This window comes from Veillonella sp. T34266-5, assembly GCF_002959815.1.
In the GTDB taxonomy this organism is placed as follows: Bacteria; Bacillota; Negativicutes; order Veillonellales; family Veillonellaceae; genus Veillonella; species Veillonella atypica.
Window position 1 is genome coordinate 244,702 of the sequence record NZ_PPCZ01000004.1, and the last position, 20,901, is coordinate 265,602.

General features: G+C 39.9%; 3 protein-coding genes. All 3 read left to right on the forward strand.

Going from position 1 to position 20,901, the window contains the following annotated elements; genetic code table 11:
• Positions 1 to 570 precede the first annotated feature (570 nt).
• Entirely contained in the window at positions 571 to 10,785 is a 10,215-nt protein-coding gene (locus VIHSUH07_RS02850) for an ESPR-type extended signal peptide-containing protein (protein WP_105083830.1), read from the forward strand.
• Positions 10,786 to 10,882: 97 nt separating this feature from the next.
• On the forward strand, positions 10,883 to 11,686 hold the full coding sequence (locus tag VIHSUH07_RS02855) for a hypothetical protein (RefSeq protein WP_105083831.1): 804 nt from the start codon (positions 10,883 to 10,885) through the stop codon (positions 11,684 to 11,686).
• A gap of 669 nt (positions 11,687 to 12,355) precedes the next feature.
• On the forward strand, positions 12,356 to 20,901 hold an 8,546-nt coding region (locus VIHSUH07_RS02860), incomplete at its 3' end, for an ESPR-type extended signal peptide-containing protein (protein WP_233187808.1).

Sequence of the window (20,901 nt, forward strand, 5' to 3'; positions counted from 1 at the left end):
TTAGTATTAATGTCTTTTATTTCTTTAGTATACTATAAAAGTGTTTTTTATGTACAAATTATTCCTTGTATAGTTGGTTATAATCGACGATTTTATGAATTTTAAAAATACCTCATATGTATAATATATTTTGTAAAAGTAAAGTTAGAGAATATAGATAATATATGAATTTTAATTATATCGATGATTATGAAAGCAATTAAATTGATGAAAGAATAGTTTATAAGTAAAACTGATGATTATATCGAATGAAATGGTTCTATATCGAATTTAATTGAATTACTTGCTATGAGTAGGCGAAAAATACACATAAAATCTATGATTTTTATATACAAATATAAAATAATTATAAATAAAGTTAAAATATTAAAAATATATGAGTGAAAAATGAAGAATACTATTTACAAGGTATTCTTTTTTTGATATCTTATATATGACACAAGATGAGTAAAAAATGAAATGCTATGAAATAAATTATTTTTAGTAGTATTTATATTATGACTCATCAAACTATAAGGAAAACATTTTGATTGTAATTGTGTCTATTTAAAAAGGGGGTTCATAGTTTCTATGAATAAGATTTTTAAGGTTGTTTGGAGCAAAACTAAAGAGTGCTACGTAGTAGTTTCCGAAGTTGCAAAAAACAATGGTGGTAAGAAAAAAGCTCTTGCTAGCGTGTTAGCTGGTTTGGCTATGGTAGCTGCGGCTGGTACTATGGGTACACCAGTACAAGCGGGGACAGACTTAGGGAATAGCTCTGTTAATATTTCTCCTAATGGTACATTAAATGGTAGTAACCATGTAGGCTCTAATTCTATTGTTGTAGGTTATCAAAATACAACTGATAACAATTGGGGGACTGTTGCAATCGGTGCGGGAAATACTGCAACAGAAAACTCTGCAGTAGCTGTTGGTAATGGTAATGAGGCAACTGGTGGTGCAGCGGCTGCATTTGGTGCCTACAATAAAGCGAAAGGTCGTGCTTCTGTAGCGATTGGTAATGTATCTATGGCATCTGCTGATGATTCTATTGCAATTGGTAATCGTGCGAATGTAGATGCAAATAATCATGATGCAGATCGAGGTAGCGGTCAATTCTCTATTGCTGTAGGCCGTGAAAGCTGGGCAAAGGGTACTGATAACATCAGTATCGGTCATAAGGCTGAAACGAATTCTTCTGGCGATAGCATTGCTATGGGTCGTGAGTCTAAAGCGAACCAAGCAAATGCGGTTGCTATTGGTCCACAAGCCGATGCCAACGGTTGGGGCGGCATTGCCATGGGTCGTGAAGCAGCTGTAAGTGCTAATTTCGGGACTGCTATTGGATATAAATCTAATGCACAAGGTAGTTCTTCTGTAGCAATTGGTAAAAATAATACAACTACTGGTGGTGCAGGTGGTGTTGCTATCGGCAATACAAATACATCTACTGGCGATCGTGCGATTTCTATTGGTGAAAAGAATAACTCTAATAAAGAGGATACAATTACAATGGGTACTTCCAATAATGCGAACATTGGTGGTGGTATTGCTATTGGTCAAAATAACCTTGCAGACTCTACTGTAAATGGTGGCCGTGCCGCAGGTAATACAATGATCGCTATTGGTCGTGAAAATAAAGCGACAGCAGAAGATACTGTTGCAATCGGTCGTAAAACAACAGCATCTGCTAACGTTTCTGTTGCCCTTGGTGCTCGTTCTGAAGCAACAGGTTCTGGTGCTATCGCTATTGCTGGTAATGGTGAAGGTTATCAAACGTCAGCTAGTAAAACAGGTTCTATTGCCATTGGTATGCAATCTAATTCTACAGGCGTTGCTTCCACTGCAGTAGGCGGTGTTGCGCAAGCAACAGAAAAAGGTGCCTCTGCCCTTGGCTTTAAAGCAAATGCTACTGCTGAAAGTGCGACTGCATTAGGTCAAGAATCTGTTGCATCTGTAAAAGATGGCGTTGCTCTTGGTTCTCAGTCTAAAGCAACAGTAGATAAAGGTGTTAAAGGCTTTAACCCTGCAGAAACTCGTACAAACAAATATGATGGTTTAACTGATAATGTACAAACTTCCACATTGGCAGCAGTTTCCGTAGGTGACGGTGCTAATGCAACTCGTCAAATTACAGGCCTTGCAGCAGGTACTGCTGACAGCGACGCAGTTAACGTAGCTCAATTGAGAAGTGTTAACTTGAAATACGCTGGTGACACTGGCAATGGCGATGTATTGTTAGACAATGGTACATTGAAAATTAAAGGTGATGAGCCTACATTTATTTCTACATCTGCTGATAAAAATGGTGTTACAGTAAAAGCTAAAATAGGTGCTGATATTACTAATACTAATGGTAAAGCAGTAGCGCCTACTACAAACGGCATTGCTACAACTGACAATGTTGCAAAAGCAATCAACGAATCTGGTTGGAACGTAGTTTCCTCCAATAACGGTGGTAGCGTAACAGGTACTCAAGTATCCAAAAAAGTAAGCCCTGGCGATACTGTAACATTGAGTGCTGGTAAAAACATTGTATTAGACCAAACTGATAAACAATTCACATACTCCTTGAACAAGAATGTTGATTTAACTAAAGATGGTTCTTTAACAATTGGTGATACTAAAGTTAACAACGATGGTTTAACAATCACAGGTGGTCCATCTGTTACTAAAACAGGCATCAATGCTGGTAATAAGACAATTACCAATGTATCTGATGGTGTCAATAACAACGATGCAGTCAATGTATCTCAATTGAAGGCTGTAGCTGCTAAAGAACGCCACATTAAACCAGGTTCCTATGCAGTAGATAATGATGGCAATGTAACCATGACTTATGTTGATGGTGATGGTAAAGATGTTGCTGGTGACAAAGCAATTATTACTGGCGTTGCTAATCAAGATCTTTCTAACATCACTAATAACGGCGAAACAAAGATTAAAAATCTTGCTAAATCCGTTATCAACATGGAAGATGGTAAAAATACTAAAGCATCCAGCCGTGATGTAAATGGTGTTAAGACTTTCAAAGTTGATGTGGAAGGTGATTTGACAGGTATCACATCCATTTCTAATACAACAACTGGTCCAAAAATGGAAATTGGTGCTAATTCTATCAATATCACAAATGGCCCAATCAACATGGGTGGTAGCAAAATCACTAATGTAGCTCCTGGTACAGATGATACTGATGCAGTTAACTACAGCCAAATTAAAGGTTTGCGCACAGAAGTAAAAGCTGGTAACAATGTGAATGTTACTAAAACACAAGGTGGAGATGGTCATGATATCTACACCATTGATGCTACATCCACTGGTGGCGCTGCTTCCTCTTGGAAGGTGAATACATCTGCTACTGATGGCACTCATTCTGGTGATACTACACAAACAATTAGTGACCAAAAGAAAGTCGACTTACAAGCAGGTAAAAATCTTACTGTAAAACAAACTAATACGACTGACGGTGCTGAAGTTGAATTCGCCTTGAACAAGGACGTTGATTTAACAAAAGATGGCTCCTTGACAATTGGTGACACTAAAATTGTTAATGATGGCTTGACTATTACTGGTGGTCCATCCATCACTAAAACTGGTATTAATGCTGGTAATAAGACAATTACCAATGTATCTGATGGTGTCAATAATAACGATGCAGTTAATGTATCTCAATTGAAGGCTGTGGCTGCTAAAGAACGTCATATCAAACCAGGTACTTATGCGGTAGATACTAATGGCAAAGTAACAATGACTTACCAAAACGGTGATAATGCCGATGTGCCTAATGAAACAGCTGTTATCACAGGTATCGCTAAACAAGATCTCTCCAACATCGATAATGCTGGTAAGAATGTCATCACTGGCCTTGGCACCATCGTAAAAGCTGGTGACAATGTCAACGTATCTGAAAGCTCTGATGCAACAACAGGTCAAAAAACATATACAGTTAATGCTGTAACACCTGCTGTTTACACTAAAGCTGATGGTACGAAAGTGTACAAACGTCCAGATGGCACTTTCACAACAAATAGCAATCTTGCTGCTGGTAATAATGTAGACAAAGATGATGTAATCACATCTTTCATGGATGGTAATGGCAACACAACTGGCGGTAACATGGTTATCAACAATGTGGGCTCTGCTATTGATAAAACTGGTACATCCACAGGCGATGCATTCTTGACTAAGTTAAATACAGCAGCGACTAACACACCAAATGCAGCTGTAAACGTAAAAGACCTTAAGAATACATCCGATGCATTGGTTGACAAAGGTTTGAAATTCACTGGTAACAACACTGGAACCGAAAATGCGCATAAACTTGGTTCTCTTGTAAAAGTTCAAGGTGAAGGCCTTACTGCAACGGATGTTCCAACCTTCGCATCTGCAGCTGGTAACATCGCTGTAGTAGCTAACGGTACAGATACATTGGAACTCAAGTTGAACAAAAACTTGAAGGGTATCAACTCTGTAACTAACGGCAACACTTCCATCCTATTGAATGACGCTCCAAATGCTACAACTCCTGCTGTAACTATTAAGGGCGGTAACTTGTCCTTGGGTGATGGCACAACTAACAATAAGATTGTGAACCTAGCTCCTGGTACAGATAACAACGATGCTGTTAATGTAAAACAATTGAAAACGGCTAAGACAGTTGTTGAAGCTGGTTCTAACGTAAGTGTTAGTAAGACCACAGGATCTAATGGTGAAGATGTTTACACTGTAAGCGCTACTGGTGGTGGCACTACAACTGCTTCTTCTTGGAATGTAAAATCCACAGGTAATACAGATTCTACATCTGAAACTGCTGCTAAGACCATTTCCAATGGTAATACTGTTGAAATGGCTGCAGGTAAGAACCTAACTGTAAAACAAACATCTGATGCTAATGGCGCTAAGGTTGAATTTGCCTTAAATAAAGACTTGTCCAACCTCGACAAAGTCGTTGTTAATGGTAAAGATGGTATTGCTGGTAAAGATGGCGTAACTATCGTTGGTCCTCAAGGTGCTACTGGTGCCCCTGGCATTCCTGGTACAAATGGTATTGATGGTAAAGTTGGTATCTCTGGTAAAGATGGTAAAGATGCTGTATCCATTGCTGGTAAAGATGGCGTTGGTACAATCGGTTTGACAGGTCCTCAAGGCCCTGCTGGTGCTGATGGTAAAGGTGTAGATATCTCTACTGATCACGGCACACAAACCCTTGTTAAGCAAGAAGCTCACAATGATAACAAGTCTGAACGTATCGTATACGTACCAAAAGATAAAGATGGTAATCCATTGAAAGATGGCGACGGCAACACGATTAAACGTGAAGTAGCTACAATGGATGATGGCTTGAAGTTCAAGGGTGATAACGCAACTGTTATCAAGAAACCTTTGGGTGAACAACTCGATATTATTGGCGGTGCAACTGGTAGCTTGTCTGATAATAACATTGGTGTTAATGAAGACAACGGCAAGTTGAAAGTTCAATTGGCTAAGACTATCGACCTTACTAAAGATGGTTCTGTAACAACAGGTAACACTAAAGTAGATAATAGTGGTGTAACAATCACAGCACCTACTGGTGGTACAACAACTAACGTTAGCTTGACTCAATCCGGTCTTAATAACGGCGGTAACAAGATTGTGAACGTTAAAGAAGGCACAGCTGATACTGATGCAGTTAACGTAAAACAATTAAAAGCAAATCGCACTGAAGTAAAAGCTGGTGACAATGTAGTTGTAACTTCCGATGTAGATGCAACAGATAACCATACTGTTTACACTGTAAACGCTGTAACTCCAGCAGTTTACACAACTCCAGATGGTGAAAAATTAACGAAAGATAAAGACGGTAAATTCCATAAAGTTGGTGAAGCAGCTGAATATACTGGCGATATCATCACTTCTTTTGAAAACCCTAAAGCAGCAGCTGGCCAAACAACAAAAGATGGTGGCATGATCGTTAACAATGTTGGTTCTGCTATTAAAACACAAACTGGCGCAACATACCTAGACAAATTGAAAGCAGCAGCTGATGCTGGCTCTAATGTTAAGAATGCAGCGGTTAATGTATCTGACCTTCATAACACTGCTGAAGCATTGAGAGCTAATGAACTTCATATTGCTCCAACAGCAGTGAAAACTGGTTCTACTGAAGCTAAAGGCGGTGTAGTAAGCGGTACTGAAAACATTTATAAATACGATGCAGCTACTAAGAAAGTTACATTGACATATAATGATGGCAATGGTAAAGCAGTAACTGATACTAAAGCAGTTATCGACTTCTCCGCTTTGAATACTGGCGGTACAACAGCTTCTACTTGGACTGCTAAAACATCTGCAGAAAATACAACTGTAGGTTCCGAAGTAGGCAAACATATTGGTGACACTAGCCAAGTAATTGATAATCAAAACTCTGTTGATTTCCAAGCTGGTCGTAACATGACCGTTAAACAAACTAATGATGGTAATGGTAATACAACTATTAACTATGCATTGGATAAAGATTTAACAAACTTGGACAAAGTTGTTGTTAATGGTAAAGATGGTATTGCTGGTAAAGATGGCGTAACTATCGTTGGTCCTCAAGGTGCTACTGGTGCCCCTGGCATTCCTGGTACAAATGGTATTGATGGTAAAGTTGGTATCTCTGGTAAAGATGGTAAAGATGCTGTATCCATTGCTGGTAAAGATGGCGTTGGTACAATCGGTTTGACAGGTCCTCAAGGCCCTGCTGGTGCTGATGGTAAAGGTGTAGATATCTCTACTGATCACGGCACACAAACCCTTGTTAAGCAAGAAGCTCACAATGATAACAAGTCTGAACGTATCGTATACGTACCAAAAGATAAAGATGGTAATCCATTGAAAGATGGCGACGGCAACACGATTAAACGTGAAGTAGCTACAATGGATGATGGCTTGAAGTTCAAGGGTGATAACGCAACTGTTATCAAGAAACCTTTGGGTGAACAACTCGATATTATTGGCGGTGCAACTGGTAGCTTGTCTGATAATAACATTGGTGTTAATGAAGACAACGGCAAGTTGAAAGTTCAATTGGCTAAGACTATCGACCTTACTAAAGATGGTTCTGTAACAACAGGTAACACTAAAGTAGATAATAGTGGTGTAACAATCACAGCGCCTACTGGTGGTACAACAACTAACGTTAGCTTGACTCAATCCGGTCTTAATAACGGCGGTAACAAGATTGTGAACGTTAAAGAAGGCACAGCTGATACTGATGCAGTTAACGTAAAACAATTGAAAGAAAACCGTACAGAAGTTAAAGCTGGTGACAATGTAGTTGTAACTTCAGCTGTGGATGCAACAGATAACCATACTGTTTACACTGTAAATGCTGTAACTCCAGCAGTTTACACAACTCCAGATGGTGAAAAATTAACGAAAGATAAAGACGGTAAATTCCATAAAGTTGGTGAAACAGCTGAATATACTGGCGATATCATCACTTCTTTCGAAAACCCTAAAGCAGCAACTGGCCAAACAACAAAAGATGGTGGCATGATTGTTAACAACATTGGCTCTGCTATTAAAAATCAAAATCCAACAATGCCTGCAGGACAAACTGCTACATACTTGGATAAATTGAAAGCAGCTGCTGATGCTGGTTCTAATGTTAAAAATGCAGCAGTTAACGTATCTGATCTTTATAATACTGCTGAAGCATTGAAAGCGTCTGAATTGCATATTGCTCCAACAGTTGGTGGTAAAGACGCTGATAAAGGTGGCGTAGCATCTGGTAATACTAACCCAGGCGCAGCAGCTCAAGCTTACAAATATAATGCAGCAACTAAACAAGTTGAATTAACATTCAATGATGGCAATGGTAAAGCTGTAACTGGTCCTAAAGCAGTTATCGACTTCTCCGACTTGAATATTCCAGCTGGTGGCAATAATTACGGGTTCAATACTAATGCAGGTGGTAATCTTGCGACTGGTACGACAGCAAGCGTAAAACCTGTTGCTAGTGGTAAAACTGTAACTTATGCTGCAGGTAAGAACTTGACCGTTAAACAAGAAGAAAATAACGGCGACCTTACTTACACATATGCTTTAAATAAAGATCTTACTAACTTAGACAAAGTTGTTGTAAATGGTAAAGATGGTCAAGCTGGTAAAGATGGTGTAACTATCGTTGGTCCTCAAGGTGCTACAGGTATTCCTGGTACAAATGGTATCGATGGTAAAGTTGGTATCTCTGGTAAAGACGGTAAAGACGCTGTATCTATCGCTGGTAAAGATGGCGTTGGTACAATCGGCTTAACAGGCCCTCAAGGTCCTGCTGGTACAAACGGCAAATCTGTAGATATTTCTACTGAAAATGGTAAACAAACTCTTGTTAAACCAGAAGCAAACAATGGTAATCAATCTCAACGTATTGTTTACGTACCAAAAGATGCTAATGGCAACCCATTGAAAGATACTGATGGCAACGATATTAAACGTGAAGTAGCGACTATGGATGATGGGTTGCGTTTCACTGGTAACAACACTTCTAAAGAAAATAAACAACCAATGAATTCTCTTGTGAAGGTTCAAGGTGAAGGCGTTACTGAAAATGCAGCTGGTAAATTAGAAGCTAATGGCCAAGAGTTCAAATCTGCAGCTGGTAACATCGCAGTTGAAGCAGATAGTCAAAATACTTTAACTGTTAAGATGAACAAAGATCTTAACCTCACTAAAGATGGCTCTGTAACAATGGGTGATACTGTTGTAAATAACGATGGCATTACTATTAAAGCGCCTACAACTCCTGGTACAACTACAACTGATGTTAAGTTGACTAACCAAGGTCTTGATAATGGTGGTAACAAAATTACTAATGTTGCAGCTGGCACAGCTAATACTGATGCAGTAAACGTAAAACAATTGAAAGATAATGTTACAACTGTTACATCTTCTGATAGCTCCATCAAAGTAGTTGATAAAAACGACCCTACATCTGCAACTTATGATGCAACTAAAGGTCACCAATATGACATCACTATCAACAACCAAGGTGTTGTAAATAATGCACAAACTCCTGTTGTTTATACTAAGGAAGATGGCACTAAAGTTTACAAACAACCAGATGGTACTTTCAATACAAATATTAATGGTACTGGTACAGTAGTTCCTGCAAACCAAGTGATTGCATCTATGAACAGTGCTGGTAACTCTTCTACAGATCCTACTAAGTTACAAAACGTTGGTTCCTCCATCGCTGATAAAACTGGTACTACATTCTTAGATAAGATTAATACAGCAGCAGCTAATCCTAATGCTAAGTATGGTGCAGTTAATGTAACTGACCTCAAATCTACATCTGATGCTCTTATCGACAAAGGCCTTGTATTCGATGCAAATAACGGAGATCCTAAGACAAATAAACTTGGTTCTAAAGTAACTATTGCTGGTACAGGCGCTCTCGGCACTACCGAAAACTTTGCAGATAAATACAACACTGATAATATCAGAACTAACATCAAACAAGATGCAGCTGGTAATACAACTGTTGAAATCGGTCTTAATAAGAACCTTAAAGGTTTAGAATCCGTTAGTGTTCCAGGAAAAGATGGCGTTGATGGTCAAGACGGTGTATCCATTACTGGTAAAGATGGTGCGAATGGTCTTGACGGTAAAGTTTCTATCGGTAAAGACGGTAAAGATGCTGTATCTATCTCCGGTAAAGACGGTATCGGTCACATCGGTTTAACTGGCCCTGCTGGTAAAGATGGTAAAAATGCAACTGCTGATATTACTGTTAAAGAAGGCAAACCAGGTGTAAATGGTACTGATGGTATCACTCGTATCGTATACAACGATAAAGATGGTAACGAACATGAAGTAGCAACTCATGATGATGGCGTAAAATACGCTGGTGATGATGCTCAAGGCACAGATAAAACTAAAGTTATCTCCAAAAAATTGAACGAAACTATCGATATCGTTGGTGGTGCAGATAAAACTAAATTGACTGATAATAACATCGGCGTGAATAACGACGGTGGTAAATTGAGAGTTCAATTAGCTAACGAATTGTCTGGTATTACTAAGATTTCTAACGGTAACTCCTCTATCTCTATCGCAGATGTTCCTGCTGGTGCTACAACTCCTGCTGTAACAATTAGCGGTGGTAACCTCAACATGGGTGGTAATAAAATTACTAATGTTAAAGCTGGTACAGATGGTACAGATGCAGTTAACCTTGACCAATTGAAAGCAGCTCGTACAAAAGTTACATCTAATGATAATTCTGTAACAATCAATAGAAGTGAAAATACTACTACCGGTGAAGTCACATATGATTTACATGTAGATCCTAATGCTACACCAGATTTGGACCGTGTTAACAACCGTATCGACCAACTTGGTGAAGAAGTCGGCCGTGTAGGTGCTCAAGGCGCAGCTCTTGCAGCATTGAAACCTATCCAATACGATCCATTAGAACCAACTCAAATCATGGCGGGTTATGGTAACTACCGTGGTAACTCCGCAGTGGCTCTTGGCGTAGCTCATTACAAAAATGAATCCACATTGATTCATGGTGGCATCTCCTGGGCTGGTGGTTCTAGCCACATGATGGCGAACGCTGGTGTAACTTGGAAAGTTGGCAACCGTGATAGCGAAGCTGCTGTAGCAGATCGTTACCGCAAAGGCCCTATCAGTTCCACATATGCAATGCAACAAGAAATGGCAGCTATGAAAGCTCAAAATGCCGGATTAAAAGGCGAAGTATCTGATTTGAAAGCAGAAAATGAACAAATGAAAGCTCAAATTGCTGCAATGATGGCAAAATTAGGTTTATAATTTGAAACGTTAAACTTTCACAGACGCTGGGATGAGGGTTCTCATCAATGAGAATCCTCGCATCCCTTTTGATTCGACTAAGAAAAGAGGAATAGATATGAAAAAATCTACAATGCTTGCTTTCACAGCAGCAGTATTTATGAGCGCTGCATCCCTTACTGGTCACGCAGCTAGCACACCAACGTATGATGATACGTTAATCGTTAAAAATCCTGTAATGACGCCACAACTTGGTTCTGTTGTACTCGTTCCTGTAGCGAGTCCACAAACCATGGCTGCTGTTCATGATTATGTGAAAGCTTGGCAAAATGCAGAGGTTAACATTGCAAAGGCTAAGGTTAAACGCGATAATCACGAGCAATTAACTAAAGCGGATGTAAAATGGTTACATTCTTATGACAAACATAATTATGCTGACTATTTCCGTACACATTCTATCGGCCGTGTACATGGTCAAGAAGTATTCATGAACTGGAATGGTGAAAACCGTAATAAAAATGAATACGAATATTTTGATATGCCAAAATATAACGAACAAGATGGTTTCACTAATAGCTATGGGTACAATGTACTTCGTGGCATGGTGGATCAAATCAATACGGTTATCCAAGAGCAAAAGAAAATTGGCGGTCCTATGACTGACGAAGAAGCAACTGCTTTGGAAGATTCCATTTTGGATATCATGGCCCATGATCAAGAACATGTAAACAATGACGAACTTCGTCACTACATGAATGACACAATCTGGTATGCCGCTAAACAAACGGTTAAAAACAAAGCGAGTGAAGAACCAGTTGCTGGCGAGGATCATGAAGTAGATCTACGTGCAGCGATTGCAAAAGCACCTGTTGATCAACCGCAATCACGTAAAGTAAATTTGCGTGAAGCTATTAGTAAATAATACTAGTAGATACAATTACAATCACATATGGCCCTCATAGAAACTCTCACAATTGCCCCCCCTGTTTAGTATGGGGGCCTATAAAAAGACGCTCACACAATGTGTGGGCGTTTTTTTGTGCATATATGAGTACCTTATGTTGTATTGATGATACTTTTGGTTTAGTTGTAATTGAGTAGATAGGTATTGAATATATTAATTAACTATTAATAGTAAAGGTTTATTATTTTATTAAATGAATTATATTTATAATAGAAAAATACAGCTATTTACTGGTGCGTTGATATTTTATGGTTTACAAAATTTATGGATTATAGATTCCTATTTAGATCTGTATCATAGCTTTATTTTCGTTATTTAACAAAAATATAAACTAAAAAGAATGGGCTGCTATATGAAAGCTATATGAAGAAAGTTTCTAAAATACGTTTAAAAACCTTGCTATTATGCACTTTCTCGTAGATGTATTTATTTTTACACATACATATAAACTTCAGTTTATTTTCATCTAAAATATAAAATTTAATTAAATAAATGGGTGAAAAAGTATTTACAATTAATTAATAAATTGATATTATTGAATTATCCTATATGAAGTGTGTGTGAATGAGAGGAAAGCCACTCTTCATGAAGTGAACAAAAGTGTAAAAGTTACATTTATATGTACTTATGAGAAAGGGGTTCAAAGGTTTTATGAACAAGGTCTTTAAAGTCGTTTGGAGCAAATCCAAAGAGTGCTACGTTGTAGTGCCTGAGATTGCGAAAAATAATAGCGGCAAAAAGAAAGTCCTAGCTAGCGTATTGGCTGGTTTAGCTGTAGCTGGTGCTATGGGCGGTATTGCACCTCAACAAGCCATGGCCGATGCGGATTATGGCAATAGTCATGTTAATGTTTGGGCTAATACGGCTCCAGATGGTAGCAATGGCAAAAATGATGCAGGTCAAAACTCTATCGTTGTAGGGTATCAAAATACAACAGACCACACAGCCGGTAATGATGGCAAGGTAGCGATTGGTGCTAAAAACTCAGCAACTGGCAATTCCGCTATGGCGATGGGTAACCGAAACGTTGCAAACGGTGGTGCAGCTACAGCTATCGGTGCTGGTAATGAATCGACTGCAGCTACAACACTAACGGTAGGTAATAAAAATAATGCGAATGCAGAAAATGCTATCGCTATTGGTGCGTATAATAACCAAAATTGGACACATGGTTCTTGGCAAACAACACCTAAACCAGCTGGTGCTTATTCATTAGCCATTGGTAACTTTAATGATGCCTTAGGCAGTCGTGCTACTGCAGTAGGTGCTTTCAATACAGCTAAAGGCGAATGGGCTACAGCTATTGGTGCGTCTACAGTGGCAAGCGGTGATGGTGACGTAGCTATCGGTGATACAACTAAAACAAATGCAACCGGTGTTGGTCATGCCGTAGCTGTGGGCTGGCATGCTGAAACAGGTGCTGCTAATGCAGTGGCTGTAGGCCCTAGCGCATTAGCTAGTGGTAAAAATTCCGTATCTGTTGGTAGCAATAATAAATCTCGTGTGCAAGATACTGTTACCATGGGTCAAGACAATGATGCGAAAACAATGGGCGGTATCGCCATTGGTAAAAACAATATGGTGGACTCCACAAATGGTGGTACAAACTTTGGTGAAACTCGAAATGAGAATTCTCAAATTGCCATCGGTCGAGATAACACAGCAACTCATTTAGATACAATTGCTATTGGTCGTGATACACATGCTACAGGATCTGGTGCAACTGCTTTTGGTGCTCGCGCCGATGCATCTGGTAATAATTCTATTGCTATCGGTCAAAGTGGTAGAGATTCTAAACGTATCACTGCATCTGGTGAAAATGCTATTGCTATTGGCATGAGAACAACTTCTTCTGGTGCATCTTCTATTGCACAAGGTGCAGAGGCAACTGCAACTGGAGATTATGCGATTGCAGAAGGTCGTCTTTCCAAGGCAACAAAACAAGGTGCGATTGCTATAGGTAATGAAACTGAAGCTAACATCGCTAACGGCGTAGCTCTTGGTGATCACTCTGTTACAACAACAGATAAAGGTGTGTTAGGTTACAACCCATCTAATCTACATGATCGTAAATATAAAAACTTAAAAGGTAACGTACAAACTGCAACAACTGCTGCTGTATCCATCGGTAATGGCGAAACATTGACTCGTCAATTGACAGGCCTTGCTGCTGGTACTGCTGACACTGATGCTGTTAACGTAGCTCAATTGAAAAACGTTGGCGTTGCTGTTGCTGGTAATACTGGTAACAGTGATTTCTTGGCTGACGGTGGTAAATTAAACGTTATCGGTACTGGTCGCGTATCTACTGTAGCGGCTCATGATGGTGAAAAAGATTCCAAAATTACAGTTGCTTTTGATGACACTGGCATGGTGAAAGCTGGTAAAAACGTTACTGTTGATGAAAAAACAGTAAACGGCCGTACTACATACACAATCAACGCTGCAGACGCTGCTGCAAAATACGATTTCTTAACAAATGCTAAGGCTAACGGCGGTAAATTAGATGGTACTGCTACAGCAACTAAAGTTGAAAGCGGTCAAACTGTTACCTATGCAGCTGGTAAGAACTTAACAGTTAAACAAGACATTAACCAATCTATTGGTGAACAAACATATACATACTCCTTGAATAGCGATCTTGGTGGTATTACTTCCATTACTAATAATGGTGGTCCTACATTACACTTTGGTGATAACAACATCAGCGTTACTGGTGGCAACCTAGATCTTGGTGATCACAACATCACTAACCTTAAATCTGGTGGCGATGTAGAAAATAACGCTGCTAATATTGGCGACGTTACTCGTATCTCCAAAGCTAACGATTTACACATAGCACCTACAGCAGGTACTAATAATAACGTAGCTGAATATACTGTAGACGGTAACAAGAAGGTTACCTTAACATACCAAGATGGTAATGGTAAAACTGTAACTGGTCCTAAAGCCGTTATCGACTTGAGCGGTTTACCAACAGGCGACATGAGCTCCTTCAACGTGAAATCTACGGCTACAGAAGGTACAGTGGCTCGTGGTTCTCAAGGCCAACAAGCTATCCGTGATGGCAAAACTGTGGAAATGCAAGCCGGCAAAAACATGACCATTAAACAAACTAATAATAATGGTAATGCGGCTGTTGAATTCTCCTTGAACAAAAATGTAGACCTCACTCCAGATGGTTCTTTAACAATCGGCGATACTAACATCACTGACAACGGTTTGACTATCAACAATGGTCCTTCCATTACTAAAACTGGCATCAATGCTGGTGGTTTGAACATCACTAATGTGAAAGCTGGCGTAAACGATAACGATGCAGTTAACGTAAGCCAATTGAAAAAGGTTCGTGCTGACGAACGTCACATCAAACCTGGTGAATATGCGGTAGATGCAAACGGCAAAGTAACGATGACATACCTTGATGGTAACAACAAAGATGTTGCTAACGAAACGGCTGTTATCACAGGTATTGCTAAACAAGATCTTTCCAATATCAACAAGGGTGGCGAAACAGTCATCCAAAATCTTGCTAAAAAATCCATCGATATGGAAAATGGTAAGAATACAAAGGTGAGCAACCGTGAAATCAATGGCGTTAAAACTTTCAAAGTAGACGTTGAAGGTGATTTAACTGACATTACATCCATCACAAACAAAGATGGCGATGGTAAAGTTGTATTCGGTGGTAACCAAACTGTTAACGTAGCAGGTGACCATAACATTAACTTGAACGCTAAAGTTGGTGACATCACTGGTTTAACTAACGTAACGTTGGATGCTCCTGATTTCGCTAAAAAAGGTCGTGCAGCAACTGAAGAACAATTGAAAATCGTAAACAACGGTTTCAATAACACAGTTGGTTTGACTGGTAACACAGGCGCTACTGATCTTCAAAAATTGAACCAAGCTGGTGGCTTGAGCTTTGGCGTAATTGGCGCTAATAATGGCCAATACATCAAAACAACTGCTTCTGGTAGCAATGTAGCTGTTGACTTGTCCGATGATGCGAAAAGCAAATTGAACAATACTGTAGAAGTTCGCGGTAAAAATGCTGCGAAGGTTACATCTGTAACAGAAAATACTGTTGACGGTGGTAAGAAAACAATCTACACAGTAGACGTTGATAATGTAACACCTACAGCTGCTTCTACTGAAAAAGTGAAAGCAAAAGCTAATGTAACAGGTTCTACAGATACAAATATCGCTAAGGTTACACCTCAAGCAGGTGACCAATATGGCGATGCTGGCGCAACTTACGAAGTAAACGTTTCCCGTAACGACGTAAAAGATGCAGCTCGTGAAGCGGTAACTGTAAACACTACAAATACAACAAACAACCCTATCACTGTTACACCTGCACAAGACGAAACAAACCATAACACAACTTACACTGTAACATTCGATGGCGATAAAGCTGCTAAACAAATTCCTTTGACATACAAAGCGAATGGCCAAAATGCTCAAACAGTTACATTGGATAAAGGTTTGAACTTCACAAACGGTAAAAACACAACCGCTTCTGTAGATGCTGAAGGCGTTGTTAAATACGATGTTAATAAAGATTTAGTGAACATCAATTCCATTTCCAACACTACAAATGGTCCAAAAATGGAATTCGGTCCTAACTCCATCAACATCACTAATGGCCCTATCAACATGGGTGACCAAAACATCACTAACCTTAAATCTGGTGGCGATGTAATCAATAATGCTGCTAACATCGGCGACGTTACACGTATCTCCAAAGCAAACGACTTGCACATTGCACCTACAACATCTAACCGTACTGGTGAAACAACTACATCTTACGCTTACGATGCAGCAAGCAAGTCCGTAACATTGAAATACAACGATGGCAACGGTGCTACACAATCCGGTACAGTTGCGAAAATCGACTTGTCCGGTTTGGCTGATCAAATCAAAGACGGTTATTCCTTCTCTACTGACGCTAAAGGCAATGTAGTTGGTAACCATGCTGTAACAGCTGTTGGCAATGGTAAAACTGTTTCCTATGCAGCAGGCGATAACTTAACTGTAAAACAAGATATCGATAATGCAACTGGTGAACACACTTACACATATGCATTGTCCAACAATGTTGATTTGACTCCAAATGGTTCCTTGAAAATTGGCGACACTATCCTTAATAATGGTGGCTTGACAATTACAGGTGGCCCATCCGTTACTAAGACTGGTATCAACGCTGGTAACTTGAACATTACTAATGTGAAAGCTGGCGTAAACGATACAGACGCAGTTAACGTAAAACAATTGAAAGATGCTCGCACAGTTGTAACTTCTAACGATAACTCTGTAACAATCAACAAAACAGAAAACGGTAATCAAGTGACTTACGACTTGCACGTAGCTCCTGGTGCAGCACAATCCGTATGGAACGTGAAATCCACAGGTAACACAACTGCTGATTCTGAAACAGCTGCAAAAACTATCTCTGATGGTAAAACAGTTGAAATGGCAGCAGGCAAGAACTTGACTGTTAAACAAACTAGCAACAACGACGGCGCTAAGGTTGAATTCGACTTGGCTAACGATATCAAGATTGGTAAAGATGGTAGAGACGGCGTTGACGGTAAAATCGGCGTAAACGGTAAAGATGGTTCCTCCGTTGTGATCAACGGTAAGGACGGCTCCATCGGCTTAAATGGTAAGGACGGCAAAGACGGTCTTACTATGAAGGGCGAAAAAGGCCAACCTGGCTTAAACGGCAAAGATGGCATCACTCGTATCGTTTATGAAGATAACAACCATGATAAACATGAAGTTGCTACGTTAGATGATGGTTTGAACTTCACTGGTAACAACACTGATATAGTGAACAAACAAAAATTGAACAGCTTAGTAAAAGTACAAGGTGAAGGCGTAGATAAAAATACATCTGCTACATTTAAGAGTGCAGCCGGTAATATCAACGTAAAAGCTGATGGTACAGATACTCTAGAAGTTCAATTGAACAAAGACTTGAAAAACATCAACACAATTAAGAACGGTGGCAATGCTACGTTCACAATTGGTGGTGATAACTTTGCATTCAATGGCGGCAACGTAAGCATCGGTGGTAACAACATTACTAACCTTAAATCTGGCATTGTAAATAACAATGATACAGATAATACAAATGCTGCTAACATCGGCGACGTTAAGAATATTTCCAAAGCTAACGACTTGCACATTGCTCCTACTACATCTAATCGTACTGGTGAAACAACTGTATCTTACGCTTACGATACAGCAAGTAAATCCGTAACATTGAAATACAACGATGGCAATGGCGCTAACCAAGCTGGTACAATCGCAAAAATCGACTTGTCTGGTTTGGCTGATCAAATCAAAGATGGTTATTCCTTCTCCACTGACGCTAAAGGCAATGTAGTTGGTAACCATGCTGTAACAGCTGTTGGCAATGGTAAAACTGTTTCCTATGCAGCAGGCGATAACTTGACTGTAAAACAAGATATCGACGCTACAACTGGTGAACATACTTACACTTATGCATTATCCAATGACATCAAGGTCGGCAAAGACGGTAAAGATGGCATCGATGGTAAAATCGGCGTAAACGGTAAAGATGGTTCCTCCGTTGTGATCAATGGTAAAGATGGTTCTATCGGCCTCAATGGTAAGGACGGCAAAGACGGTCTTACTATCCGTGGCGAAAAAGGTCAAGATGGCGTAGACGGTAAAAATGGTACTAATGGTATCACTCGTATCGTATACGAAGACCACAACAACGATAAACACGAAGTGGCTACATTGGATGACGGCATGAAATATGCTGGCGACGATGCACAAGGCACAGATAAATCCAAAGTAATCGCTAAGAAATTGAACGAAACTATGGACGTTGTTGGTGGTGCTGATAAGTCCAAATTGACTGACAACAACATCGGCGTGAACAACGTAGATGGCAAGTTGAAGGTTCAATTGTCCAAAGAAGTGAACTTGACTCCGTCCGGTTCCTTAACAATTGGCGATACTGTAGTTAACAACAGTGGTTTAACTATCTCTGGTGGCCCATCCATCATTAAAACTGGTATCAACGCTGGTAACTTGAACATTACTAATGTGAAAGCTGGCGTAAACGATACTGATGCAGTTAACGTAAAACAATTAAAAGATGCTCGTACAGTTGTTACATCTAACGATCACTCTGTAACAGTTAACAAAACTGAAAACGGTAACCAAGTGACTTACGACTTGCACGTGGCTCCTGGTGCTGCACAATCCGTATGGAATGTAAAATCCACAGGTAACACAACTGCTGATTCTGAAACAGCTCCGAAAACTATCTCTGATGGTAAAACAGTTGAAATGGCAGCAGGCAAGAACTTAACTGTAAAACAAACTAGCAACAACGACGGCGCTAAGGTTGAATTCGACTTGGCTAACGATATCAAGATTGGTAAAGATGGCAGAGACGGCGTTGACGGCAAAATCGGCGTAAACGGTAAAGATGGTTCCTCTGTTGTAATCAACGGTAAAGACGGCTCTATCGGCTTAAATGGTAAGGACGGCAAAGATGGTCTTACTATGAAAGGCGAAAAAGGCGCTGACGGCGTAACTCGCATCGTTTACGAAGATCATGACAACAATAAACACGAAGTAGCTACATTGGATGATGGTTTACGTTTCGACGCTAACTCCGGTGGCGAAAAGAAAAATAAACTTGGCTCTAAAGTAACTGTTAAAGGTACAGGTGCTAAAGCTGATTCCGAATACGATTCCTCTAACATCAAAACAAGCATCACGCAAGGTGCTGATGGTAACAGCGAAATCAACATCGGTTTGGCTAAAGACTTGAACAACATCAACACAATTAAAAACGGTGGTCCTGCTACTTTCACAATCGGCGGCAACGAATTCAAATTCGACGGCGGCAATGTGAACATGGGTGGCAACAACATTACGAACCTTAAATCTGGTATCGTAAATAACAACTCCACTGATGATACAAACGGTGCTAACATCGGCGACGTTAAGACAATTTCCAAAGCTAACGATTTGCACATTGCACCTACTACATCCAATCGTGCTGGTGAAACAACTACATCTTATTCCTACAACACAGCAGATAAATCCGTAACATTGAAATACAACGATGGCAACGGTGCTAACCAAGCTGGTACAATCGCAAAAATTGACTTGTCCGGTTTGGCTGATCAAATCAAAGACGGTTATTCCTTCTCCACTGATGCGAAAGGCAATGTAGTTGGTAACCATGCTGTAACAGCTGTAGGCAACGGTAAAACTGTTTCCTACGCAGCAGGCGATAACTTGACTGTAAAACAAGATATCGACGCTACAACTGGTGAACACACTTACACATATGCATTGTCCAATGACATCAAGGTCGGCAAAGATGGTAAAGATGGCGTTGATGGTAAGATCGGTGTAAACGGTAAAGATGGTTCCTCCGTTGTTATCAATGGTAAAGACGGCTCTATCGGCTTAAATGGTAAGGACGGCAAAGACGGTCTTACTATCCGTGGCGAAAAAGGTCAAGATGGCGTAGACGGTAAAAATGGTACGAACGGTATCACTCGTATCGTATACGAAGATCACAACCATGATAAACACGAAGTGGCTACATTAGATGACGGCATGAAATATGCTGGCGACGATGCACAAGGTGCAGATAAATCCAAAGTTATCGCTAAGAAATTGAACGAAACTATGGATATCGTTGGTGGTGCAGATAAGTCCAAATTGACTGACAATAACATTGGCGTGAATAACGTAGATGGCAAGTTGAAAGTTCAATTGTCCAAAGAAGTTAACTTGACTCCATCTGGTTCCTTAACAATCGGTGATACTGTAGTTAACAACAATGGCTTGACTATCTCTGGTGGTCCATCCATCACTAAGACTGGTATCAACGCTGGTAACTTGAACATTACTAATGTGAAAGCTGGCGTAAATGATACTGACGCAGTTAACGTAAAACAATTGAAAGATGCTCGTACAGTTGTTACATCTAACGATAACTCCGTAACAGTTAACAAAACTGAAAACGGTAACCAAGTAACTTACGACTTGCATGTGGCTCCTGGTGCAGCACAATCCGTATGGAAAGTGAAATCCACAGGTAACACAACTGCTGATTCTGAAACAGCTCCGAAAACTATCTCTGATGGTAAAACAGTTGAAATGGC

What these genes read in the sequence shown, in the direction of transcription:
- VIHSUH07_RS02850 (WP_105083830.1), top strand. Translation starts at nt 571, where the DNA reads ATGAATAAGATTTTTAAGGTTGTTTGGAGCAAAACTAAAGAGTGCTAC.
- VIHSUH07_RS02855 (WP_105083831.1), top strand. Translation starts at nt 10,883, where the DNA reads ATGAAAAAATCTACAATGCTTGCTTTCACAGCAGCAGTATTTATGAGC.